Source organism: Oribacterium sp. HCP28S3_H8 (assembly GCF_052064775.1).
Taxonomy (GTDB): Bacteria; Bacillota; Clostridia; order Lachnospirales; family Lachnospiraceae; genus Oribacterium.
The window spans coordinates 59,910-82,422 of record NZ_JBQHUZ010000002.1 but is presented as its reverse complement, the minus strand read 5'-3'; the positions used below and the strand labels follow the sequence as shown (position 1 = coordinate 82,422).

21 protein-coding genes and 1 pseudogene are annotated in these 22,513 nt (G+C 43.7%); 14 read left to right on the top strand and 8 right to left on the bottom strand.

The annotated features are described in order from the left end of the window. Window positions 1-83: 83 nt before the first annotated feature. Window positions 84-218: pseudogene (locus ACTNEN_RS02490) on the top strand (IS30 family transposase); the annotation flags it as partial. 55 nt (window positions 219-273) lie between these two features. Here the strand turns inward: ACTNEN_RS02490 and ACTNEN_RS02485 are convergent. Continuing rightward, window positions 274-1,200, bottom strand: a complete 927-nt coding sequence (locus ACTNEN_RS02485) for a hypothetical protein (protein WP_441204486.1) — start codon at window positions 1,198-1,200, stop codon at window positions 274-276. 252 nt (window positions 1,201-1,452) lie between these two features. Between ACTNEN_RS02485 and ACTNEN_RS02480 the strand changes: the two genes are divergently transcribed. After that, complete coding sequence (locus tag ACTNEN_RS02480) at window positions 1,453-2,553, top strand: HD-GYP domain-containing protein (RefSeq protein ID WP_441204485.1); 1,101 nt, start codon at window positions 1,453-1,455, stop codon at window positions 2,551-2,553. 133 nt (window positions 2,554-2,686) lie between these two features. On the opposite strand, the gene ACTNEN_RS02475 is transcribed toward ACTNEN_RS02480, so the two are convergent. Continuing rightward, a complete protein-coding gene (locus tag ACTNEN_RS02475; RefSeq protein WP_441204484.1) occupies window positions 2,687-4,975 on the bottom strand; it encodes a methyl-accepting chemotaxis protein in 2,289 nt (762 codons plus the stop codon). 216 nt (window positions 4,976-5,191) lie between these two features. On the opposite strand from ACTNEN_RS02475, the gene flgB reads away from it, so the two are divergent. The 6 genes from flgB (at window position 5,192) to ACTNEN_RS02445 (ending at window position 11,187) form a co-directional block, all read left to right on the top strand. Further along, window positions 5,192-5,581: a flagellar basal body rod protein FlgB gene (flgB, locus tag ACTNEN_RS02470; RefSeq protein WP_441204483.1), complete on the top strand. Its 390-nt coding sequence runs from the start codon at window positions 5,192-5,194 to the stop codon at window positions 5,579-5,581. Window positions 5,582-5,630: 49 nt separating this feature from the next. Next, the gene (locus tag ACTNEN_RS02465) at window positions 5,631-7,751 is read left to right on the top strand and encodes an ATP-binding protein (RefSeq protein WP_441204482.1); all 2,121 of its coding nucleotides are present in this window, start codon (window positions 5,631-5,633) and stop codon (window positions 7,749-7,751) included. An 11-nt stretch (window positions 7,752-7,762) separates the two neighbouring features. Then, window positions 7,763-8,257: a chemotaxis protein CheW gene (locus ACTNEN_RS02460; protein ID WP_441204481.1), complete on the top strand. Its 495-nt coding sequence runs from the start codon at window positions 7,763-7,765 to the stop codon at window positions 8,255-8,257. 93 nt (window positions 8,258-8,350) lie between these two features. Next, window positions 8,351-9,166, top strand: a complete 816-nt coding sequence (locus ACTNEN_RS02455) for a CheR family methyltransferase (protein ID WP_441204480.1) — start codon at window positions 8,351-8,353, stop codon at window positions 9,164-9,166. 18 nt (window positions 9,167-9,184) lie between these two features. Next, on the top strand, window positions 9,185-10,243 hold the full coding sequence (locus tag ACTNEN_RS02450) for a protein-glutamate methylesterase/protein-glutamine glutaminase (RefSeq protein ID WP_441204479.1): 1,059 nt from the start codon (window positions 9,185-9,187) through the stop codon (window positions 10,241-10,243). Beyond that, entirely contained in the window at window positions 10,240-11,187 is a 948-nt protein-coding gene (locus ACTNEN_RS02445) for a C39 family peptidase (protein ID WP_441204478.1), read from the top strand. The genes ACTNEN_RS02450 and ACTNEN_RS02445 overlap by 4 nt, the downstream gene beginning before the upstream one ends. Before the next feature lie 207 nt (window positions 11,188-11,394). On the opposite strand, the gene ACTNEN_RS02440 is transcribed toward ACTNEN_RS02445, so the two are convergent. The 4 genes from ACTNEN_RS02440 to ACTNEN_RS02425 form a co-directional block, all read right to left on the bottom strand. Continuing rightward, window positions 11,395-12,573, bottom strand: a complete 1,179-nt coding sequence (locus tag ACTNEN_RS02440; protein ID WP_441204477.1) for a flagellin N-terminal helical domain-containing protein — start codon at window positions 12,571-12,573, stop codon at window positions 11,395-11,397. 184 nt (window positions 12,574-12,757) lie between these two features. Beyond that, window positions 12,758-13,576, bottom strand: coding sequence for a lytic transglycosylase domain-containing protein (locus tag ACTNEN_RS02435; protein ID WP_441204476.1), 819 nt, complete (start codon window positions 13,574-13,576; stop codon window positions 12,758-12,760). After that, window positions 13,563-13,868, bottom strand: a complete 306-nt coding sequence (locus tag ACTNEN_RS02430; RefSeq protein WP_441204475.1) for an EscU/YscU/HrcU family type III secretion system export apparatus switch protein — start codon at window positions 13,866-13,868, stop codon at window positions 13,563-13,565. Before ACTNEN_RS02430 ends, ACTNEN_RS02435 begins: the two co-directional genes overlap by 14 nt. Beyond that, a complete protein-coding gene (locus ACTNEN_RS02425) occupies window positions 13,855-15,255 on the bottom strand; it encodes a hypothetical protein (RefSeq protein WP_441204474.1) in 1,401 nt (466 codons plus the stop codon). The genes ACTNEN_RS02430 and ACTNEN_RS02425 overlap by 14 nt, the downstream gene beginning before the upstream one ends. 207 nt (window positions 15,256-15,462) lie before the next feature. On the opposite strand from ACTNEN_RS02425, the gene ACTNEN_RS02420 reads away from it, so the two are divergent. The 6 genes from ACTNEN_RS02420 (at window position 15,463) to ACTNEN_RS02395 (ending at window position 20,663) form a co-directional block, all read left to right on the top strand. After that, the gene (locus ACTNEN_RS02420; RefSeq protein WP_441204473.1) at window positions 15,463-15,786 is read left to right on the top strand and encodes a flagellar biosynthesis anti-sigma factor FlgM; all 324 of its coding nucleotides are present in this window, start codon (window positions 15,463-15,465) and stop codon (window positions 15,784-15,786) included. A gap of 56 nt (window positions 15,787-15,842) precedes the next feature. Continuing rightward, the gene (locus ACTNEN_RS02415) at window positions 15,843-16,274 is read left to right on the top strand and encodes a hypothetical protein (protein WP_441204472.1); all 432 of its coding nucleotides are present in this window, start codon (window positions 15,843-15,845) and stop codon (window positions 16,272-16,274) included. A gap of 197 nt (window positions 16,275-16,471) precedes the next feature. Then, complete coding sequence (locus tag ACTNEN_RS02410; RefSeq protein ID WP_441204471.1) at window positions 16,472-18,232, top strand: flagellar hook-associated protein FlgK; 1,761 nt, start codon at window positions 16,472-16,474, stop codon at window positions 18,230-18,232. Window positions 18,233-18,253: 21 nt separating this feature from the next. Next, the gene (locus ACTNEN_RS02405; RefSeq protein ID WP_441204470.1) at window positions 18,254-19,699 is read left to right on the top strand and encodes a hypothetical protein; all 1,446 of its coding nucleotides are present in this window, start codon (window positions 18,254-18,256) and stop codon (window positions 19,697-19,699) included. A 129-nt stretch (window positions 19,700-19,828) separates the two neighbouring features. Continuing rightward, window positions 19,829-20,266: a flagellar assembly protein FliW gene (gene fliW / locus ACTNEN_RS02400; RefSeq protein ID WP_441204469.1), complete on the top strand. Its 438-nt coding sequence runs from the start codon at window positions 19,829-19,831 to the stop codon at window positions 20,264-20,266. 154 nt (window positions 20,267-20,420) lie between these two features. Next, complete coding sequence (locus ACTNEN_RS02395) at window positions 20,421-20,663, top strand: carbon storage regulator (protein WP_441204468.1); 243 nt, start codon at window positions 20,421-20,423, stop codon at window positions 20,661-20,663. A gap of 162 nt (window positions 20,664-20,825) precedes the next feature. Here ACTNEN_RS02395 and ACTNEN_RS02390 read toward each other — a convergent pair whose 3' ends face one another. Continuing rightward, complete coding sequence (locus ACTNEN_RS02390) at window positions 20,826-22,025, bottom strand: hypothetical protein (RefSeq protein ID WP_441204467.1); 1,200 nt, start codon at window positions 22,023-22,025, stop codon at window positions 20,826-20,828. 23 nt (window positions 22,026-22,048) lie between these two features. Then, window positions 22,049-22,501 (bottom strand): hypothetical protein, encoded by a 453-nt coding sequence (locus ACTNEN_RS02385; RefSeq protein ID WP_441204466.1) that lies wholly within the window; start codon window positions 22,499-22,501, stop codon window positions 22,049-22,051. Window positions 22,502-22,513: the final 12 nt, after the last annotated feature.

Genomic DNA, 22,513 nt, shown 5'->3' with positions numbered 1-22,513 from the left:
TTTATCTGCCCAGGTATAAGCCTGATCAGGCATTCATAGATTATTTGTTGTGTCTAAATTATAACGTATTATAGGTTACAAGTAAAAGCCTGAATGGAAGTACACCCTATAATGTTTCTGCCGAAGCATACAGCGAGGAAGTCTTAAAAAAACTACAGCTTAGGCGCATTGACCCTGATGAAGTCAAACTCTCGCCTAAGCTGATTCGGAACAACTAATCAGACAAAATCTGCTGTCAGACTGGAAGTAAACTTTTCACATGTACATCTCACATCAGATATTCTGATATGAACTCTTCTTTTTTCTTCCGATCTTGAACCTAAACTTCCCACTACTCTTACCCCGGAATTTCCTGGAAAGAATCATTAATCCTGCAATCACTGCCTCCAGGCCAATTGCAGACAAAAATCCAAATCCAAACGTGGCAATAGAGAATTTACCCTTCTTATTGATCGGAACATCACTTGCAATATTTACAGTGTTTTCATCTGTATTATTATCGTCACCACTCTGTTGCTGATCATTTCCATTACTAACTGCTCCATCTGCTGCATCCGTTTCCTCTGTGTCAGCATCCGTCTCCGGCTGTATACTCTCCTCGTTTTGCCTGGATTCAGCCTCCTCTACAGCTTCTTCAGGGATACTATTAAATGTAATCGGAGTGCCTGCCCCATCTACCGGGACAAAGCTGTCTCCCCATGCATTTCCATTTTTCATCCTTTTTTCCGCCTGCTCTTTTCCGGTGGAAATCTGAACCGCAGATGCTGCTCCGGTCCAGAAATACCCCGAATTAAGATCCGCATATTGGGTAAATCCCCAGATCTTACCTTCTGCATCCTGCTTTTCCTCGGTTATATGTAAAAGCGTACCTTTAGGAATCGGAATATTAATGCTTAGCGGACTACTGTTTGATGCATCCTGATGTAGAGAAACACCATCATCTGATGTAACAAGCACATAATAGTCTTTGTACTGCTCCCCGTCACTTTGTTCTGGATCCACTCCGGAAGTCTCTCCATTAGCAATGCTCTCCGTTTCAGAACCAGCCTCTATGATGCCCGATTCCGCCGGCGGAGAACTCATCTCACTGGAAATCACAGCACTGCTTGTCTCCCTTTCCTCCGCTTGAATAAAAAGAGGGCAGCATACCATAAACACTGCCGTACTGTATATTATCCTTGGTAACCATGGCTCTTTCATATTTGTCCCTCTTTTGCTGTTTCTTTTTAAACTTCGGCAGATTTATCCAATTTTATAACTATTTTTCACTCATCTGATAAAGCATAAAAAATTTTGTCCAGGTACTTATATTTTGATCATAATATGCCGAAATATATCTATATTTGATAGAGAAATGCAGAATTATATCCTTTGTTTATTGTTTGTCTAGTGTGATACATCCAATAGGTGCAGCAATGTAAGATAACAGAGCCTTTACAGGCTAGAGAAATCATGTCAGAAATAAAACTTATTCCAATAAAAAATATAAAAGAAGGTATGATCTGTGGTGGTCCGGTCCTTGACAATTTAGGGCGTCATCTTGTGGAAAGAGGTGCTGTAATTAATGCCTACATCATCGAGAACCTGAAAAAATATGGGATCGAAGCAATACCCATTCTGTTTTTGAGTAAAACTCAAGATCTTAAGCCGCAACAAAAAATATCTCCTGCTATACTGCATACAATCCGTGAGTTAAGAAGAGGAGACCCGCCAAAGGTTACTCTTAGCAAGCATGCACGCAAGAAGCTTGCGCAGGATATTGAAAAGGTTTATCGTTTCAGCAGTCCACACGAGATTGCCATGGCTGCAACTGATGTCACAAAAGATCTCTATAAAGCAATCGAAAGTAATAATGCAGTGGCAATTAACTTAAATGACCTCAGAATTTCTGATGAATACACCTATAAGCATAGTATCGATGTCGCTGTACTATCCATGATGATTGCCAAGCAGATGAATTACTCCACCAGGGAAATCTATGAAATCGGGGAAGCCGGTCTCCTTCACGACATTGGCAAAACCCGTATTCCACCGGAAATCCTCAATAAGCCGGCGCGGCTTACAGATGAAGAATTCAAGATCATGAAGCAACACAGTTATTTCAGTTATGCTATGGTGGAAAATAATCATGAAATTCCAAGGTCTGTAGCGCGTGCCATGATGCAGCACCACGAAAAATTAAATGGCAGCGGATATCCATTAGGTCTTAAAAAAAATGAGATCCATCCTTATGCCAAAATTCTTGCTGTGGCAGATATTTATGACGCCCTGGTCACAGAACGACCCTATAAAAAGGCAAAAACCCCACGGGAAGCTATTGAAATGATGTACGGTATGATTTCCGAGCTTGATGAAAACGTACTGAAAGCATTTCTCCAAGCATTAGTTCCATACCCTGTGGATTCCACCCTACTTCTCAGTAATGGAGAACTTGCAAGAGTCGTTCGCAGAACCCCTGGATATCCCCTCCGTCCTGTAGTTGTCGGACTCACTTCCGGTAACGTCTACAATCTTACAGAAATCGACCGTGCAAACATAGTGATCGAGTCCTGATACTTCTTATCAGGACTCGATCATTTTATATTGCTGCATTTTTATAACAAAAAAATCGCCGCGTGCTTTAGGGGAAGCACTTAGTGCGGCGGTTATTCTGGGGATGTTTGTGAAAAGCTATATTGCTCTCACATTAATATTTATCGGCATAATTTTGAGTATCATAAGTGAAATCACGTGAATTTACACTAGATTTTTTCTCCTCATATTCTCTCATATCTGTGGTCCCTGCTGAAGCATGCTTTTCCAAATCAGATGCTCCATCTTGCGCATCCGATGTTTCTGAAGGATGTGCATCCTCTTTCAAGCGAAATCTACTCACAAGTGTTTCCAGCGTATTAGCCTGTCCGGAAAGCTCCTCAGACGCAGCTGCAGATTCCTGAGCCGTAGCGGAATTCGTCTGTACCACGGAAGAAATCTGATCTATGCCCTGGGTTACCTGACGGATACCATCTGCCTGACTTCCGGTTGCACTGGAAATTTGCTGAACCAATCCTGTAATCTGCTTGGCGCTGTCTGCCGCATTGTGCAGAGATTCTGCTGTTTCTTTTGCAATCCGGTCACCCTTCTGCACGGAGGCTATGGTTTCCTCAATCAAATGCGCAGTATTTTGTGCGGCCTCCTGCGACTTCTTGGCAAGATTACCTACTTCATCCGCAACAACTGCAAAACCTTTACCCGCAGAACCTGCGCGTGCCGCCTCAATTGCCGCATTCAGAGACAGGATATTCGTCTGGAATGCAATATCATCTATGGTTTTGATGATCTTGGAAATTTCCGTGGATTTTCCGGTTATTTCTGTCATAGCATCTGACATCTCATCCATCTTCTCATTACTGATCTGCATGGAATTACCCACCTGATCGCTGATCTCCATTGCCTGTCTGGCCTTATCCGCAGTTTCTGTCACCTTTGCGGAAATATCATTCATTGTTGCAGACAGCTCCTCTACCGAGGATGCCTGTTCTGTCGCACCTTGTGCCAGCTCCTGCGCACCTCCGGAAACCTGATCCGCACCACTCGCTACCTGGCGGGAGGATTCGCGGATATCCAGCATGGTTGTATTCAGATCCTCAGTAATATCTGTGAGAGACTTAAGCAGCGGCGCATAATCTCCAATATATCGATTGTCCTGATCGGTAAGATCAAGGTCAAAATGGCCTTTAGCTACATCCTCGAGTTTTTCATCCAGATCCCCGATAATGCTCTGGATCCGGGTAATCACGCTTTGTACTGCGGCGGTGATTCTTCCGATTTCATCATTTCGGAGATAAACCAGATCCACATTACTGAAATTTCCTTTGGAAACCTGCTCTACCGCAAGATCAATCTTTTCAAGCGGCTTCAATGCCTTTTTGATAACACGTCTTGCAGATACTGCCAGCAAAAGAACTATGATCACAGCTGCTACAAGGATTGCCACCGCAATGTGATTGGCTGCCGCGTTATACTCCTTACTTGAAATTGCGGTCTGTACCCACCAGGTCTGAGTTCCCATCGTGAGAGGTGCATAAAACCGCACCACCTTTCCGTTACCCGAATCGGTTTCCACCTTAAACATATTTCCGGATGCCCACTTAGAGGAAATTAATTTATATGCATCTTCCGAGACAGTATCCTTAAACTTCTTTCCGATCGCATCCGTATGTGTAGAATAAAGTATGCTTTCATTGGCATTGATAACATTGACATACATGGACGGATAGTTGCTGTTTTTCTGATCGATTACTGCAAAAACATTGGTATCATAATCCACATCCAGTGCTCCGACAAAATCTCCGGATGCATTTGTAAGCGGATAATATACGCTGACCATATTGATCCCATCCTCAACATATGCATCTGAAAATCCCATTTTTCCGGTACTTTTGGGAGTTGTGTAGTAATCCTCGCCGGCATAGCTGTCATAAGGAAGGTTCTCAATCTCTCCACTCTCAAGATCCTCTTTATTGACATAAGGCGCATACACCGGAGTGTTGCCTCCAAATGCTCCCGGTTCAAAAAACACACCGGCGCCAATAATGTTTTCATCCTTTTCTACTGCGGACAGGATTACATTCAGTATGGTGTTTTCCGCTTTACTCTGGCTTTCCGTAAGCATGCCGCCAGAAACACGGCTCAAAACCGTCTGCGGATCCATACTGTCATCAACAGCATAGCGATCCGCAACAGCAGCGCTCACAACACGATCCATGATCTGCGTCGGCTTCATGATTGCATCCAGCGCCTTGACATTGGTCTGACTGTATCCATACATCCCATCATCTGTTTTATCATTGATCGCCTTTTTTGAAATCATGCTTACATATAAGGTAAGTACAGCCATGCAGACAAGTACCACGACCGAAATAAACGCGGCCAGACGTCTGCCGACACTCATGTCCTTCCAAAAGCTCTTCTTATGATCCTTTGACTTTTTCATTGTACTCCTCGCTTTTAATTATGATATTGGATTATGAAATCCGTTAAACTATAAAATGTTTATGCAATAGTTATCGACTGTATTCTCGCTCCTATAAGACAGATGCAAATGAAATTTTGAGAGTTCTACGCTTATATAAGCAAAAAAAGGATCGATATATTTACTGAGATGGATCTCAAAATAATGATTGCCAGGGACGGCTGATACAGGAGCAGCATGGTTAATTTATATGGAAACGGCGTAAATCTCACAGAACGGACTTTGGATTATATCTGGAGCCGCCAGCAGATTACGGCAAACAACATTGCGAATGTTGACACTCCCGGATTTAAATCACAGTACATGACATTTGAGGACACTTTGAGTCGAAGTATTTGCGCTGCGCAAAACTCTCCCAGAACTGCAAACGCAGTAGAACAGGCCATCCGGGACAATCGTGCCTCAATCCATACCACAAGCAATGAGTCCACTCGTCTTGACGGAAATAATGTGGATATGGATCAGGAACAGGTCGATCTTGTACGAAACGCCTATCAGTACCAGTATATGGTGCAATCGGTAAACAGCGAGCTGAGCCGGCTTCGCGCAGCCGCAAAAAGCTTCTGAGATCCTGTAGGCAATATAAAAAGCAACAGATAAAGGTGGTAAGAAATTCATGAACGCAGAAATGGAAGGCATGCTTGACACGTATCTCTTTGAAACCAATGGTCTATTGGACCGTCTGGACGAGATGCTTGTTGCTGATGAAAAAGCCGGGGATTTTTCAACGGATGATGTAAATGAAATTTTCCGGATCATGCATACGATCAAGGGTTCCAGTGCAATGATGGAGTTTACTCCAATCTCTGTCATTGCACATCGGGTCGAAGACCTTTTCTTTTTTATCCGGGATAAAGGTATTGATTTCCTTAACAAGGAACAGAAAGAAAAGCTTTTTGATCTCATGTTCAAAAGCGAAGATTATTTAAGAGTTAATGTTGCAAAAGTTGAAAACGGAGAAGATCCAGATCAGGATGTTGGTAAATTTCAGTCCATCATAGACGATTATCTGGCTCGCCTTAAGGCGGATGAGACAGCAGCAGAGTCTGGTAATGCAGCTGCATCTGCTAATACAGCAGTGTCTGCTTCTTCCACACCAGCTGCTCCCTCAACAGATCCGGCATCTCTCCCAAAAGATCCTAACGCTCATGTTTTTACGCATATCTATCTGGAAGACGGCGTCGGCATGGAAAACCTCCGTGCTTTTATGATTGTCAATGCTCTGAAAGAAAGTGGACTGGAATTTCGTTATTATCCGCAGGACATGGACAGTAATCCAGATACAGCCAAAAGCATCATCGCAAATGGCTTTTACCTCACCTTTGATTCACTTGATGCCGAGGCTTCTGCCGAGACGCTTCTAAAAACAATGGCACATATAAGCAGTGTTGAAACCATCGACCCTCCAAAGGAAGATCCGGTACCTCCAGCTTCTGCAGCTGCACCTGCTGATGCAGCTACGCCTGCTCCGCAAAATACTGCATCTACCGGCAGTACCTCTGCACCGGCAAAATCCGCAAAGTCAAAATCCACCGGACCTGTCAAACAGAGTCTGATCAGTGTAAATCTGCAGAAACTCGATGCATTAAACAACCTGGTTGGTGAAATTGTTATCACTGAATCTATGGTAACCTCCAATCCTGTTCTTCGTCTTCTGCCGCAAGAGGATATGGACAGTTTTATGAAATCTGCCCGCCAGCTCCGTAAGCTTACCGATGACCTGCAAGACATTTCCATGTCACTCCGCATGGTATCCATTTCCGGCGTATTTCAGAAAATGAACCGAATCGTCCGCGATATGAAATCAAAGCTGCATAAGGATGTTCGTCTTACACTGATCGGTGAGGACACCGAAGTGGACAAAACCATCGTTGATGCAATTCAAGATCCGATTATGCATATCGTCCGTAATTCTATGGACCATGGCATTGAAGAAACCTCGGATGAACGTATAAGGGCAGGTAAGGATCCACAAGGAGAAATTATTCTCTCCGCCTCTCATACTTCCTCTGAGGTCGTGATCTCTATTAAGGATGATGGGTATGGTATGGATCCGGAAAAGCTTCTTGATAAAGCGGAAGAACGAGGAATCCTGACAAAACCGCGAGACCAGTATACAAGGAAAGAAGCTTTGGGACTGATCATGCTGCCTGGCTTTTCCACCAACAAAGTAGTCACCGAGTACTCCGGCAGAGGTGTCGGGATGGATGTCGTAAAGAAAAATGTAGAGTCTGTCGGTGGTGCGCTTTCTATTGAATCCGAGCTCGGAAAGGGAACAACGATTACCATGAAGATTCCACTTACACTTGCCATCGTGGACGGTATGAAGGTTTCCGTCGGTAATACCACATTCACAATCCCGATTTCAAACATCCGCCAGTCCTTCAAGCTCTCTGAAGCCGATGTGGTAAGAGACGAAAGTGGAAACGAGATGGCAGACCGACTCGGAGAATTTTATCCGATTGTCCGGCTGGATCATTTCTTCCAAATCGAGGGGACCTGCCAGAATATCTCGGACGGTATACTAATCTGGGTCGAGGCCGCAGATCGAAGCTGCTGTCTCTATGCAGACAAACTGATCGGTGAGCAGCAGGTTGTGGTCAAGCCGCTGCCCCAGTATCTTGCAAACTTTAATTTAAAAAACTATGGCATCAATGGATGTACCATCCTCGGTGACGGCACAATCAGCATCATCCTGGATGTGCTGGGTATCTACAATGCTGCCATTGAAGCATAAAGGAGGCAAAAATGTCAGAAGAACTTACTTCGATGAGTGATGAAGCCCGCCCGATTGACGAGAGTCAGCCAAACGATGACAGCAGAAAACTGGTACGCTGCCTGACCTTTGAGTCAAGCGGGCTCCTCATGTTTATAAGTACAGAATTTGTGATTGAAATCATCAACGGCCACTCCATTACTTCCGTGCCTATGCTCCCGTCGTATGTAAAGGGCATCATTAATCTGCGAGGACAGGTGCTCCCGATTGTGGATATCCAGCTGCTGATGGGAAACGAGATACCGGAATATACTTCCAAGACCTGTATCATTGTACTTAATATCAATGAACTCCCAATCGGTATCGTCGTGGACAATGTCCGACAGGTCATAGATATTGATTTCAACGCAATCCGGCCAATCCCTGTGAAACGCCAGCAGAAGTTGCTAAACGGCATGCTGAATCTTGAGGATGGCACGGTTGCCATGTCATTTGACTATAATGCGCTGATTAACTGTACAAACTAAAAAAGTATTTACAGCGCATCGTATACAAACTTGCACATCCAGCCTGCCCACAGACAGTGGACAGGCTGTCTTAAGTGATAAAGGAGGTCTTCCTTGCAGGATTTAACAGATCAGGACTTTGTCCGTCTCTGGCAGTATATCCAGAAAAATTATGGGATCAATCTGAGCAAAAAGAAGCAGCTGATCTCAAGCCGCCTCACAAACTGGCTGATGCAGGAGGGATATACCTCCTTTCACGATTATACTGAGCTCATACTTGGCGGTAAGGACCAGGCTGCCATCACGGCCATGCTGAACCGCCTTACAACAAACTATACTTATTTTCTCCGCGAAAAAGAACATTTTGATTTCCTGGAACAGGTGGTGCTTCCGGAACTTAAAAAAAAGCATATGAAAGATCGCTCCTTGTCCATCTGGAGCGCGGGCTGCTCCAGTGGAGAGGAGCCCTATACGATCTCCATGTATCTCCGGGAATATTTCGGTGCGGATGCCTGTCGCTGGGACCTTCGTGTGCTGGCATCGGATATATCACAAAACATCCTGAACTCCGCAATGCATCCGGTTTATGGTACGGAAAGTATCCGCAAACTCCCGTCTGCATGGCAAAAAAAATACTTTCTCCCCCGACCGGATGGAAATTATACCATCGCTCCTGTAATACGGGATAATGTAATCTTCCGAACCTTTAATCTGATGGATACTCCTCATTGGAAACGTCCATTTGATCTTATTTTCTGTCGTAACGTCATGATTTATTTTGATCAGCCAACAAAAGACGCATTGGTAAAGCGTTTTTATGACGTCACATTGCCGGAAGGATATCTCTTCATCGGCCACTCGGAGGGTCTCAATAAGGCCAACTGTCCGTATCAGTATATCATGCCTGCAATCTACCAGAAAAAAACATAACATAAAGGAAGTATTATCATGGCTCTTTCCAAAATTAAAGTATTTAATGTAGATGATTCTGCATTATTTCGCAGATTTCTCCTGGAGAGTTTATCTAAAGAGGATCGATTTGAGGTCATCGGCTCCGCATCCAATGCTTTGGAAGCATTAAAAAAAATTCCAGAGCTTAAACCTGATGTAGTCACACTTGACATTGAAATGCCTGGTATGAACGGACTGGAGCTTCTTAAAAATCTGCTGCCCATCTGTCCTGTACCTGTTGTGCTCTGTTCTTCTCTTAATATCCGGGTATTTGACGCTCTCGCAGCAGGTGCGGTGGATTATGTCCGTAAACCGGATTTCAACAGTAAAAACGCGGCTGATGCGTTTGAAAGAACATTAAAATCAAAAGTGCTTCTCGCAAGCTACGCACATGTTCATCTGCCATCCGGCTCCCCGAAACCCGTACCTGTACTCAGGACATCTGTATCTACATCCGGTATCCGTAAATATACAGACAGTAGCCGAGTGATTGCAATTGGTGCCTCTACCGGCGGTACAGAAGCGATCTTGAGTGTCGTAAAGGATCTGCCTGCCGATACTCCTGGAATTGTCGTTACACAGCATATGCCTGCCGGATTTACCGAAATGTATGCTGAGCGACTGCAGCGGATCTGTCATATGGATGTTAAAGAAGCCCAAAATGGGGATAAGGTTTGCCGCGGCAGGATCCTGATTGCGCCCGGCGGATTTCAAATGCGAGTGATCCGCATCGGAAATGGTTATGAAGTCACTGTTACAGAGGAGGACCGGGTCAATGGCCACCGTCCATCCGTAGATGTACTATTTAACTCTGTTTCCCAGCATGTTCGTGAAAAAGCAATTGGCGTGCTTCTGACTGGCATGGGCGCAGACGGCGCAGCGGGTCTTTTGCGTATGCGGAAAAACGGTGCCTATACCATCGTCCAGGATAAGGATTCCTGTGTTGTTTACGGGATGCCAATGGAAGCATGGAAAATCGGAGCCGTAATAAAACAGGCACCTCTCTCGCAGATTCCGCAGCTTATCCTGAATCAGTTAAATGGAGTCTCCAGATGAACCGCACACGAAGTTCGACTTCTGGTCTGCTTCCACATGCACTTAAGACGGGTATCCTCGTTTGTTCTGCATCCGTGACTGTCTCCGCTTACTCCACATTCCGGCCCCAAAATGCGCCATCCGTATCAGAGCTTGCAGAGAGTGGACTTGTAACCTGTGGAGCAGTATTAAATAATGGTATACAAGGGATCCATGACAAGTGGACATCCTATTGGGAAAAGCATCCGCAGGAAGAAGTATCCAATGGATCCGAAAACACCAAAAATGCCCTGTCCGTCGATGTTTCATCCGATGCAGAAGATTCTGTTCTTACAGGATCGAACGGAAGCTCAGATACAGGAAACAGCGATTTCCCTCTGCCGGAAGGCTTTCATTATACCGACAATGACTACAACGTACTCCTTGACACAGCCATGGGACCGATGCTTTACTTTAATCAGCATGACAGCCACTGGGGAAACTATCTTATCGGGGGACGGGATCCACTTGCGCATTATGGATGCGGTCCTACTGTGGTTGCGATGATTTTAAATAGCTTTTCCGATGATCCCAATGTAATAGAACCACAGGAAATCGCAGACTGGGCAGTTGCCAATCGGGAATATGCCCCAGGTGGAGGCTCCTACCACAGTCTGATCTCCAATGCGCTGACTGCTTATGGCATGGAAGTGGTCCCTGTCACAGATATCACACCGGATACCATCCGGTCTGAGCTCTCTGCCGGCCATCTGCTGATTGCTCTCATGGGCAAGGGATCCTTTACAAACACCGGACATTTTTTATTACTTGCTAAGACTACTTCAGACGGGCTCATTTATGTTGCTGATACTAACAACTTTGAGAACTGTCAGAGACCCTGGAGTCCGGAACAACTTATTTCTGAGATGAAATATCGTGACCGCGATGGAGGTCCACTTTGGTCCGTCCGCAGAAATCCATCATAATCTATAATTTTACAAAGGCCCATATGTCTAAGACATGATACGTTAAAAGACATATGGACCTTTATTTTATCTTTTTTTGTAAAGCATTTTCCGCTTTACGTCTGTCTCTACCATACAATTATAGAATCTCCCTATAAAGCAAAAACCTATTCATAAAAAAACAAGCTAACCTTTCGGTTAGCTTGTTTTGATCCTTCCTTAAAAGTATTACTGAAGGAGAGACAGTACACCCTGACCGGACTGATTAGCCTGTCCGAGCATAGACTGTGCAGCCTGTGAAAGGATGTTGTTCTTTGTATAAGATGCAATCTCCTTTGCCATATCAGTATCACGGATACGGGACTCTGCTGCTGTAGTATTTTCAGATGTTACCTTCAGGTTGTTGATGGTGTGCTCCAGACGGTTCTGCTTTGCACCCAGGTCTGCTCTGTAGGAGGAGACATGATCAATCGCCTTCTGGATGTTCTGTACAACCTGGTTTGCGTTTGCGGTCGGATCTTCACCCTCTGTAGACTCGATCTGCAGATACTCAAGACCTGATGCATCACCCGTGAATTTTGCGGGATCTCCGGTTGCCTTTACTCCATCCGAATTATCTGTAGCAGATGCCTGCAGACCCTTTTTCTTGTCTTCGGTAAAAATAGCATCAATAGCAGTCTGTAATGAAAGATTTTTAGTAGCGGCATCTTTATCAGCTGTAACGGTAAGCGCTCCTGTCGTCGTGTCGACCTTCACAGTTGCTCCGGTAATATTATTCTTATTAATTAAGTCATTAGCCGCAGCGGTAAGATCAGCCTCATACTGTGTCTTCTGATCTTTTGTTAGATCTTTGTAAGCCGTATCTTTCTTGGCAGTATCAATTGCACTGAAAATACCATTTGTCGTCATGTCAGAGCCATTGAGAGTCAGCGTCTCGCCCTTGGTGGCACCGATCTGCATCGTCATCGTATCAACCTGACCGTTCTCACCCTTCTGCGCAAGTGGCTTAATACCATTATAATCAGTATTATTGGCGATACGGTTGATCTCCTTGCCAAGCTCATCCATTTCCTTCTGGATGGATGCACGTGATGTCTTATTATACGTGCCATTAGCAGCCTGTGTAGCAAGAGTTGTCATACGCTGCAGCATGCTGTGCGTCTCGGTAAGAGCTCCCTCTTCTGTCTGGATGAGCCCGATGGCGTCATTTGCATTGGCAGTTGCCTGATCAAGGCCATTGATCTTGGAACGCATCGACTCGGAAATTGCGAGGCCTGCTGCGTCATCCGCTGCACGGTTAATGCGGTATCCAGAAGACAGCTTCTCAAGATTCTTGGAAAGTGCTGACTGATTGGTGTTTAACTGACGGTATGCATTGGTTGCTGGAATATTGTGCTGAATAACCATAATAAATTTAACTTCCTTTCTTTTTTCGCCGGAACCTCCCTGTCCCCGCTAGCACCCCGCTGGATCCTTGCTGGATGCATTGTTTTTTCTGTTTACACTATATAGTTCGGTTAAAAACTAAAAAAAATAAGAGCTTCTGAAAAAAGATTTTCAAAAGCTCTTGTGATACTGTCTTATATAGGGTTCAAATATTCATAAATTGTGGCTCTGTATCCCCGACCGACATGTCTGTATGCATCAAAATCTGCATGCGGAGTATCTCAATCAGATTTAAAAACATCTTTTTATCAAGCACAATATCGCCATCCTCATTTGTCTTTATACTATATCCTGATATTCCGGATAAGTCAGATCCACCCCGGCCTTTGGACATGCCAACACCGGGACCAGTGTAATTGTCCCGCGATACATATTTACCTTCTCCACCAAGATTACCCATGATAGACTTTACATAATTTTGTGTTTCCTGATAAGGTGGAATTCCATTATACTTTTTTACAGCACCGGAGCCTGCGTTATATGCCGCAAGCGCCAGTCTGAGATCGCCTCCATATTCCTTCAGATTGGCAGCAAGCAGCTTTGCTCCACCCATAATATTCTGCTCCGGATCAAACGGATCTCTGACTCCAAGGCTTTTGGCTGTAGATGGCATCAGCTGCATGACGCCCATGGCCCCTGCCTTGGAAACAGCGGTGCTGGAAAAGCCTGATTCCTGTTTTGCAACCGCTTTTAAAATACGAACAGGTACCCCTGTTGTTTGAGACGCTGCCTCAAAAATTCTGTCAAATCTTGTAGGTTCAGACTGTTTGGGCTCAGCCTGCATCGATGGCGAAACGGCCTGGGTGGATACGGATGTCGGTATCACATTTGAGAGAGATTCTTTTTCCGCTCTTTCCGTCAGCACATTTTGAAATGTTTCTGCACGATCAGAAAGTATCTGTGCTCCCTCTGCCCTTTTCTTTCCGATGTTATTTAATTCCGTAATGGATTCAATGAGTGGCATCTTTTCTTTCCTCTTTTACTGTCGTCGGTGTCATACCCAGAAAATACAGATAAATATCCACAATCGCATGATACAACTCCGGAGGGATCTCCGTTCCAAGCTTCAGTCTTGTGAGAAGCGTTGCCGTGGAATCATCCTCATATACCGGTACTCCTGCCCGCATCGCCGCCTCTGTAATCCTTTCCGCAGTATATCCCATCCCCGCGGCAACCACGACGGGCGCATTGTTTCGTTCCGGATCATATTTGAGCGCGGCTGCCCGCTTCTGCTTTAAATTTTCATACTTTGACATTGATGCTTTTTGCCCTCTCTCTAATCTTTGGAAATACCTCATCGACACGGAGATCCCGTTCCTTCCCGGTAATCAGCAGTGACTTAACCTTAAGCCCGTTTCGTTTCAGAATCTCCTGAATATCCTGGTTCATTTGTTCCGAATCCATGGTAAGTTCATGCGGTATAAACATCTGCATACTGACAGAAGCATCCTTCACCGTAGAGACAAGTTCAAAAGATCCTTTATCTTCAATTTGAAATTTCACAAAGAAGCGCTGTACCTTATTAATGCTCTCATCTTCTGCATCCGGATCCACCCACATCTCCGATACCACATTTTTATCCTGATAGTGAAACGGAATCAGCATATGCAGAAGCGGCATGTAAACACTCTCATTCATGAGCAGGCTGTTAAGAACACTCATATATCGCTCGATGCTGTCTCCTCCTGCCTTTCCCTCAGCTCCTCTTTCCAGCATCTCTGCAAACAACTCCGGGAATCGTGACTCTCCCATCTGTTTTTGCTCTGCCTGCTTCACAAGCTCCTGAAAAGATTCTTCCGGATCCTTTTGAAAGTATGACCGGAAACTTGCGTTTTTTAGTAAACGTGCAAAAGCAGTCCGAAGTCTTGTCTGATCTCCGTTTTCATATTTAGCCGCATAAAGGACAAAAAACGCACTCGCCGTCCGTACCGCTCCATAGTGATGATTTTTTGAAATATACTTTGCGAGAAAAGGTATGATTTTTTCATTCATTACCTTGGCATTTCGCTCTGTATTACCTGGCGTTTCCTCCCAGTTTATTTCATTAAGAAGTGCTGTAAATTGCTGCCGGGCGGACGGAACAATCAATTGTGTAAGATCATTGCCAATGTCCTTAAGCTGTACAAGTAGATGGGAGCCTGCAGACATATTGTCAAAACTTTTTACGAACTGAAAAACCTCATCCTTAAGCTGTTGAGAAACCGGGGCTGAAAGGATGCTCTGCATACTTTGAAAAAAGTCTCCTGCAAAGCCTCGCTGAGATCGATTGATCGAATCCATAAACTCCATAAGCTGTTCCGGATTCTGTAGATCCATCTCCTTTAACAATGCTTGATAAAGTGCATCAGTTTCAGGATCCGAGATTTCTGCCGCGGTCCCTAAATCGCGGAAAAAGAGCTCGTTAAGTTCCTTGGAAAGTGACATCCCCTGAGAGAGCCGGCTGAGAAAGTTCTGAACATTGCTCTCAAAATGAATGAATTTGCGGCCTTCCTGCTCCAGCTGACGTGCAGCCGGATCCTGCACAGATATGTTTTCTCTCTCCGGATGAAGTGTTACTGACTCCTGTGACCGAACTCCGGAATGATCAGAAATCTCTGTTTTTGCGGAAACCGCAGATTTAGAAACCTGTAAAATATTTGCCATTTTCATCCCCATGAATTGCAATACTATTATATATCAAATATACTATCGTCAGCTTTACAAAATTTATTAGCGAAAAATAGATGCTCTTCAAAAAAATTATATTATTTTATTTCAAAACCATTATTATTTTACATTTTGTGTCGACAAATAATATAAAAGAGTATATTGTGATCTCGCCGAGAGCATCACACCAAAGGAGGAAACGCTATGAGTATCAATTTCAATACCGATCTCTCAATGGAAAAGCGTAAAATATATAATAAAGAAGCAGGAAAGCCTATGGGAAAACGAGCCTCCTATTCAGATAAAACAAGCGCAGCTATAAACTGTGATTCTATAGAAATATCACAACCTGCAGCACAATCTGATAAAGCTTTTACGGAAGCACTTTCTAATCGTATTGTGCATGAGATCAAAAATAAGCAGGTATCCGATGACTGTGTGGAAGAATTAAAGGCTCTGGTTCAGTCAGGACAGTATCATGTCAATGCCCGGCGCGTTGCAGAAAAGCTGCTCGGATACCGCGAATAAAAGCACACAATCCAGAGAAAGCTTTTGTTTATTTTTATTTAATAGGAGAGCATTTCATGAATCCGGAATTATTACATCAATACCGTGATCTTCTGATCGAAATCACAAAAACTGCAGACCATCTGACAGAAACAGAACAGGCACTTGCCACAGCCGCATCTCAAAAAGATATAGAGAAGCTTCGTCAGGTCATGCAAAGTGCAGAGCCCACGCTGCTTAAATTCCGTGGTTTGGAGCTTCTCCATAATACATTATCAGAAAAGTTGGGGTTCCGTAGTAAAACGATCAGTACGCTCCTTGCGGAAGATAATCCGGAAATTTCAGTTTCTCTCTCACCTTGTCTCATACAGCTGCGCACTGCCTTGAACCAGCTTCAGGACGCTCAATCCTCTGCCACAAGGATTTTGCGGACACGTATAATGGATACTGAATTCATCCTAAACAGTCACCCGGAAGCGGCAGCTGTATCCCATGATATAAGAGCCTGAATTCATTCGCCTGTTTGTGCCTGTATTATTCACGCTCTAACCGATTGCTTCATATCGTACTATTGTAAAGTCTGGCTCTGCGATAGAACCGGACTTTTTTATTTAGATGGATTCTTTCTCTTTATTTCTTATCATTACGCGGATTCTGCCGATAATTTAATTATAGATAGATTCTTTATGGTACCCTGGAGGAAAACATGATCAGAGCTACATTCGCAGGCTTTCAAACTGCGCTTACCGCGATGCAGGCAAATTCCAAAAAGCTGGACGTCACAAGCCAGAACCTTGCAAATATGAACGTGGAGGGTTATACCCGTCAGAAACTGGAAACCTCCGGTCTCAACTATGAGAACCCGGTTTCTTTTTATATGAATGAAAACGATGTTAATGTGGGTTTTGGCGTTTCCATGGACAAGGTCTCTCAGCTCCGGGATCAGTTTCTCGATAAACAATATCGCCAGCAAAATGCCTCCGCTTCCTACAACGAGAGCATCAGCAGCAGCGTCAGTGCACTTACGCAGTTTCTGGATGAAACAAAGGTAGATGGTATCGCTGCCTCATTTGACAATGTCCAGACAGCACTCACTACCATGCAGGATCCTTCCAAGGTAAACGATCCTGTTTATGAATCCGAGCTTCGCTCCCGGATGGCGGCTACCGCAAATCAACTAAACAGTGCAGCTCGTCAGATCCAGACAGAAGAGGCAAACGAATTTCATAAGATAGACGGAACTGGTACGAGTGAAAATGGCGCAATACAGGAAATCAATGACTATATCCGGCAGATCGGTGATCTTAACGTAAAAATCAAAAAAAATGAGTTGCTTGGAAACAGCGCTTTGGAACTCAAAGATCAGCGAAATCTGCTGCTTGATAAGCTTTCTGCCTATGTTCCAATTGAAACGTCCACCTTTTCCGAAACCTATGAAATAAACGGTGTCACTCGTCTTAAAACGATGAATTATGATGCTGACGGAAAGGCTACAACAAAATCCTCGTATCCGGAGGATCTCCGTGTAGAACTCGTTTATACAGATGCGGCAAACCGGGAGCAACGGCTTACCCTGGTAAATGGCGCTCTTGGTGGAGAAAGCATTCCCCCTAAAAATGTTGGAAAGGTCGTACTGAAATCCGGTTCGGAGAGCTCTCCCATCGGTAGCGAACTTACATTCACCGGTTCCGAGAACACTTCCTCCGATCCGCTAAAAAGCGACGCTGCCCCGCAATCCATGACAACCGACAACCGTAGTGTGCGCTTTACCGGCGGATCTCTACAGGCAAGTCTGGATATGCTGGCATCCTCCGATGCAGATACACTCAAAACCGGCACCTTTTACGGATATGATTACTATATGGATCGTCTCGATGATCTGGCGGGGAAATTTGCAGAAAACTTCAATACAATCAATATGCTCGGGCGGAACTATGCAGATCAAGACCTGCGCACCATAAATGATGCCAGCAAAGCTTATGCTAAAAGCCGTACCGATGATGGACAAGGCAACTCGTATCTTCTGCTTGTAAACCGCGGCACCAATGATCCGGCAAATGCGGAAACAGGAAACAATATCCGTGCCATCAATATCAGCATTGCCAAAAACTGGACAAATAATCATACCCACATTGGTATTAAAGGCGACAGTACGACAGACACGGTGCTCAATATGCTGCAATCCATGACAGACGCTCAGCCTGATCTGGATCAGAAATCCTATGGTGACTATATGAACAATATTTCCACCGTACTTGCAAATGACGGATTTAGCAACAAAAGTGCATTAAGCGCTAATGACGCTGTCCGGACCGCAATCAATCAATCTCGTGACCAGCTTTCCGGTGTCAGTATGGATGAGGAGGCCGCCAATATGATGACCTATGCCTCATCCTATAATGCAGCAGCAAAACTCATGCAAACATTGGATGACACACTGAAAACACTTCTTAACATTGCAGGATAACCTCAAGAACGGAGACAGTCAATGCGCGTAACAAGTGGTACATTTTACAAAACCTATGCACAAAGTGTGCAGGATCTGAAATCGAAATACAATAAAAGTATGGAACAGGTTTCCACCGGAAGAAAGTATAACAGCTCCGTGGATGACCCTTTATCCTATTATGCCGGTAAAAAGCTGGACAATCTATACCAGGATGTCAAGGCTAAAAATACCACTGCTGATTCTGTCAAAAACAGACTCTATCAGCAGGAATCTGGTGCTCTCGCGATCCAGGCAGAGATGCGGAAAACAAACAGCAAGCTGGAATTCCTTAATACAGATTCCTCTACTGGAAATGCAGCCACTGTACAGACTGTCATTGAGGAATTCCAGACCAGAAATCAGACAATCGTAAACAATCTCAATGCTACCTATGAAAACTACTATGTATATGGTGGTAATGATATGTCTACACTGCCATTTGCACTGACATCCTCTGATAAAGAAGATTCTAAAAGTATTTCCTCGCTGCCGGTAGATTCAAAAACTCCTGATGGAAATAAAAGTATTTCACTGGACACAGATACCTACAATACTCTCACCTATGAACACAAGTTCCCGGGCGAGAACGAAGTGACCGTTATGAAAATGCGTCTCCGTAAGGCAACCGATGCGGAAATAGAGGCTTCCAAAAAGGCTGCCTCTAAAAATTCAAAAAGCAGTACCAATGCATCCGTTGATGATCTGGATGCATCCGACGGTTACATTATGGAATACGCCCTTGGAAAAAAGGATCCCGGAACCGGTACGATTGTTTATGACAACGGTACATCTGACGGCTCAAATCAGCCTGAATTTCACACGAAAGGTGATACGGTTGGCAGAAACGCGCTCGATAAAATTGCCTCTGCAATGAAAGAACAGGGACGTATGGATCTCGGTTACGGAAATATCAGAGAAAGAGAGACACTGATCGATACTTACACTGGTGGTCTCAATGTGATTACCGGTGTTACCTCTGACAGCCTGCGGGAAAAAGCCGCATTAAGCACTCCGGATATGGCAGGTATTTATGCAGACATAGACAGCGGTCTAAAGAACTCTCCTGTTTTTTTAATCTCAAAAGCTACCTATACCGCAACCGACTTTTCAGATGCATTAAAGGAAAATTCCAACTCCACTGACACATCCGATGTGCGGAAACAGCTGCATACCAGCATGGCTGAAATTATCGGTGAGTGGACACATTCCGAGGACCGCGTCAGCAATACCTACCGTGAGCTTGGTGTACGTTATTCCCTGCTGGAAAACACGCAGACTGCCCTTGATTTAAAGGAAGATACTTACAAAAATGAATATGCCGAACGTCTGGGAGTAGATACCTATGACGCAATCGCGGAGATGTATGCCAATCAGTTCTCCTACCAAGCCGCAATGAAGGTAGGATCAAAAATCATGCAAAATTCTCTATTTGACTTTGTCCAATGATGCGAGTATTCTTTTATCGCAAATCAAATGTCTTTACGTTAAATGTTCTACATAGCTATATATCACATTCCGACTTTTACCACACTATTTTATGTGTAATATCCTACTTTCAGTGAAAAGGAATCATTTATGTCAGTATTAATGTCTAAGGATTATGGAAAAATTGAGTATCACAACGAAGATATCCTTGCATTTCCGGACGGTATCTTTGGTTTTAGTGAATTAAAAAGCTTTATACCACTCGCATTAGAGGACCAGAGCGATGGTTCTATCCTTCTGCTTCTCGCAAAGGAAAACCCGTCTATCGCCTTTGCAGTCATTGATCCCTTTATGCTGGATCCTAATTATGCTCCCTCTCTCCTTCCCGAGGAACTTGCCTATATGGGCGTATCTTCTGAGGATAAACTTTCCTATTATGCAATCTGTGTTTTGCGTGATAATTACAAGGATAATACAGTAAATCTCAAGTGTCCCATCGTGATTAATCCTGAGAATCGGACAGGCATGCAGGTCATCTTATCAGATTCCAATTATAAGTACAGTCATAAATTGAGTGAATTTGTATAAATAAAATAATAATTTTTTAGTTGCAGTTGAAGTTTTTGCCATTCTGTGGTTTATTATTTATAAAGATATTATATTTTTCTCAGAAATTTTATTTAAAAATTTTTAAAACATGTTATAATGTTGCCTAGACGATTTTTAAGGGGTTATAGGAACTATGTTAGTTTTACGTCGTAAAAAAAACGACAGCATATTAATTGGAGATAATATTAGGCTTACTGTAGTCGAAACCGCTGCCGATGGTGTGCGTCTTGCCATTGATGCACCAAAATCTGTATCCATCATCCGGGAAGAGCTTTCCTATGCTACAAAAGCGAATGAAGCAGCAAGCACTCCAAGTTCTGCAGCTCTATCCAATATGATCCATAAGATTTCACATCTGGAGAAAAAAGACAATTAATTTTGATACAAATCCTGTTTAAATGGTTTTCACACAATTTTGTCCATTATAAGTTACAAAGAATATATAAAAATATTTTATTATTATGATGAATCAAAAATACATAGTAACCCATCACAACCATGATGGGTTACTATTATGTGGCTTTTTTATAACAAATTTTTATATATTATTGTGATATGCAGACTTCAAAATTAAATTCACTCCCCGGATCCCCCAGAATATCGGAAGCAGCAGGGGGATGGATGTAAGGATCGGATACTCTCTACACATATCGCGATACCCCGGTAAGATCCAGTGAATTACATCTGCAAAATGTATTGCCGTTACATGAAGCACAAAAAGAATCTGGTCAATGATTCCTTTCCTCTCCTGATTTCTTTTTTCCTGACTAAGCTGTATTTCTGACAGCAGATGTGCGGCCTCCGGAATCGGATTATCATATTCATTATCACCGCTTAGGATTCTTTTCTCCATTTTGTCAAAGATCTCAAAATCAGCCTTGGTCAAATCTTTCCCTTCGTAATGTCCAAACCACATCTCGGAAATGGAAAGGATCCTCATTGCAAGCGCTTCAACTTTAGCCTGCTTCAGAATTTGCAAACAATGCTTCATATTAACTCTCGCTGTATTAGCCTGATCGGTGTACGTCTGATACAGGATAAAAATATCCAGCATCATCCGGAGTGAGAGTTCCGCTCTGCAATAATCCCAGCATGCTTTCATCCATTTCAGTAAAAAACGATCCTCTTCTGCCAGAAATCGGATCAAAGGCCTCTGCGGATCCCTCACTGCCTGAGAAAGCAGCGATTCTGTCACCTTCACAAGTTCTCTTGTAAAAAAGGGCAGATCATAATAAAGCTCTACGATAAATCCGTCAGGTGCGGACATCCTTTCTCCACAATGAGGGAAGCTTTTATCCAGAGAATAACCCATATCCACAAGATATCCCTTGGCAAGAAAAAAATTCTCCTGACTTAAAAGAAGCACGAGTGGCGTACATCCACCATTTTCTTCTCTTGGGTAAAGTTTACGAATCCGGGAAGAGGAGATTACCGTTGTTTCAAGTCCTCTCTGATTAAAATAATCGAGTATCCCGTTTTCAGAGCTATCTTCAATTTCGTTGTATCTTAGCGACGCAATGTACTGTAAAAAAAAGAGTTTATGAATATCCACAGGAACCGGGAGGTCTGTTCCAAGCATGGAAAGGTACACCAGATCTCCAACCTGAAAATGCCTCGCAAGCAAATAGATCTTTTCCCAATCCCTTGCCTGCTTCACATTTACTACAAGATTTCCTTCTCGCATCGTACTACCGACCATGCTGACTATTAACTTGCCATCTGCAATCCTCTGATTCATGTGGTTAATTTCCGTTTCCTGATTTATTTGTGATAAAAAGACCTCTCCTTTGCAATATTTCTGCTTAAACAGCGATCTTTTGTTTTCACTTCATTGACAAGCGACTGAATATGTCTCCGAAGTTCCAAAAGCTTGTTTTCAATTCCATTACCAGGATGCATACTCTCAGGATCAGCAAAGATCATTTCCCTGAGATAATGCTCTCCGGGTGTATCCGACAATACAAGCTGGTGAAGCGCATTCCAGTTCTCTTCACATTTCAGGATTTCTTCCTCTCTGATCCCGATAAGAAGGTCAATGGAAATCTGGTCGCCCCGTTGAGATGCTTCCAACAGCTCATCCGTACAGTTTCTTATGTCGGAAATAATATTGTATCTCTTTTGTAAAAGCAGCGCAGCCTCCCAGGTAAGGTCCGCTAAATCTGCAGACTGTTTTGTTAAAGCCTGTGTCTCATCATCTGTAATTTCCATTGCCATTAAATCCTGTTT

What these genes read in the sequence shown, in the direction of transcription:
- ACTNEN_RS02390 (WP_441204467.1), bottom strand. Translation starts at nt 22,025, where the DNA reads ATGAATCAGAGGATTGCAGATGGCAAGTTAATAGTCAGCATGGTCGGT.
- ACTNEN_RS02395 (WP_441204468.1), top strand. Translation starts at nt 20,421, where the DNA reads ATGTTAGTTTTACGTCGTAAAAAAAACGACAGCATATTAATTGGAGAT.
- ACTNEN_RS02440 (WP_441204477.1), bottom strand. Translation starts at nt 12,573, where the DNA reads ATGGTTATTCAGCACAATATTCCAGCAACCAATGCATACCGTCAGTTA.
- ACTNEN_RS02450 (WP_441204479.1), top strand. Translation starts at nt 9,185, where the DNA reads ATGGCTCTTTCCAAAATTAAAGTATTTAATGTAGATGATTCTGCATTA.
- ACTNEN_RS02480 (WP_441204485.1), top strand. Translation starts at nt 1,453, where the DNA reads ATGTCAGAAATAAAACTTATTCCAATAAAAAATATAAAAGAAGGTATG.
- ACTNEN_RS02485 (WP_441204486.1), bottom strand. Translation starts at nt 1,200, where the DNA reads ATGAAAGAGCCATGGTTACCAAGGATAATATACAGTACGGCAGTGTTT.
- ACTNEN_RS02475 (WP_441204484.1), bottom strand. Translation starts at nt 4,975, where the DNA reads ATGAAAAAGTCAAAGGATCATAAGAAGAGCTTTTGGAAGGACATGAGT.
- ACTNEN_RS02435 (WP_441204476.1), bottom strand. Translation starts at nt 13,576, where the DNA reads ATGCCACTCATTGAATCCATTACGGAATTAAATAACATCGGAAAGAAA.
- ACTNEN_RS02410 (WP_441204471.1), top strand. Translation starts at nt 16,472, where the DNA reads ATGATCAGAGCTACATTCGCAGGCTTTCAAACTGCGCTTACCGCGATG.
- flgB (WP_441204483.1), top strand. Translation starts at nt 5,192, where the DNA reads ATGGTTAATTTATATGGAAACGGCGTAAATCTCACAGAACGGACTTTG.
- fliW (WP_441204469.1), top strand. Translation starts at nt 19,829, where the DNA reads ATGTCAGTATTAATGTCTAAGGATTATGGAAAAATTGAGTATCACAAC.
- ACTNEN_RS02420 (WP_441204473.1), top strand. Translation starts at nt 15,463, where the DNA reads ATGAGTATCAATTTCAATACCGATCTCTCAATGGAAAAGCGTAAAATA.
- ACTNEN_RS02465 (WP_441204482.1), top strand. Translation starts at nt 5,631, where the DNA reads ATGAACGCAGAAATGGAAGGCATGCTTGACACGTATCTCTTTGAAACC.
- ACTNEN_RS02445 (WP_441204478.1), top strand. Translation starts at nt 10,240, where the DNA reads ATGAACCGCACACGAAGTTCGACTTCTGGTCTGCTTCCACATGCACTT.
- ACTNEN_RS02405 (WP_441204470.1), top strand. Translation starts at nt 18,254, where the DNA reads ATGCGCGTAACAAGTGGTACATTTTACAAAACCTATGCACAAAGTGTG.
- ACTNEN_RS02430 (WP_441204475.1), bottom strand. Translation starts at nt 13,868, where the DNA reads ATGTCAAAGTATGAAAATTTAAAGCAGAAGCGGGCAGCCGCGCTCAAA.
- ACTNEN_RS02415 (WP_441204472.1), top strand. Translation starts at nt 15,843, where the DNA reads ATGAATCCGGAATTATTACATCAATACCGTGATCTTCTGATCGAAATC.
- ACTNEN_RS02385 (WP_441204466.1), bottom strand. Translation starts at nt 22,501, where the DNA reads ATGGCAATGGAAATTACAGATGATGAGACACAGGCTTTAACAAAACAG.
- ACTNEN_RS02460 (WP_441204481.1), top strand. Translation starts at nt 7,763, where the DNA reads ATGTCAGAAGAACTTACTTCGATGAGTGATGAAGCCCGCCCGATTGAC.
- ACTNEN_RS02425 (WP_441204474.1), bottom strand. Translation starts at nt 15,255, where the DNA reads ATGGCAAATATTTTACAGGTTTCTAAATCTGCGGTTTCCGCAAAAACA.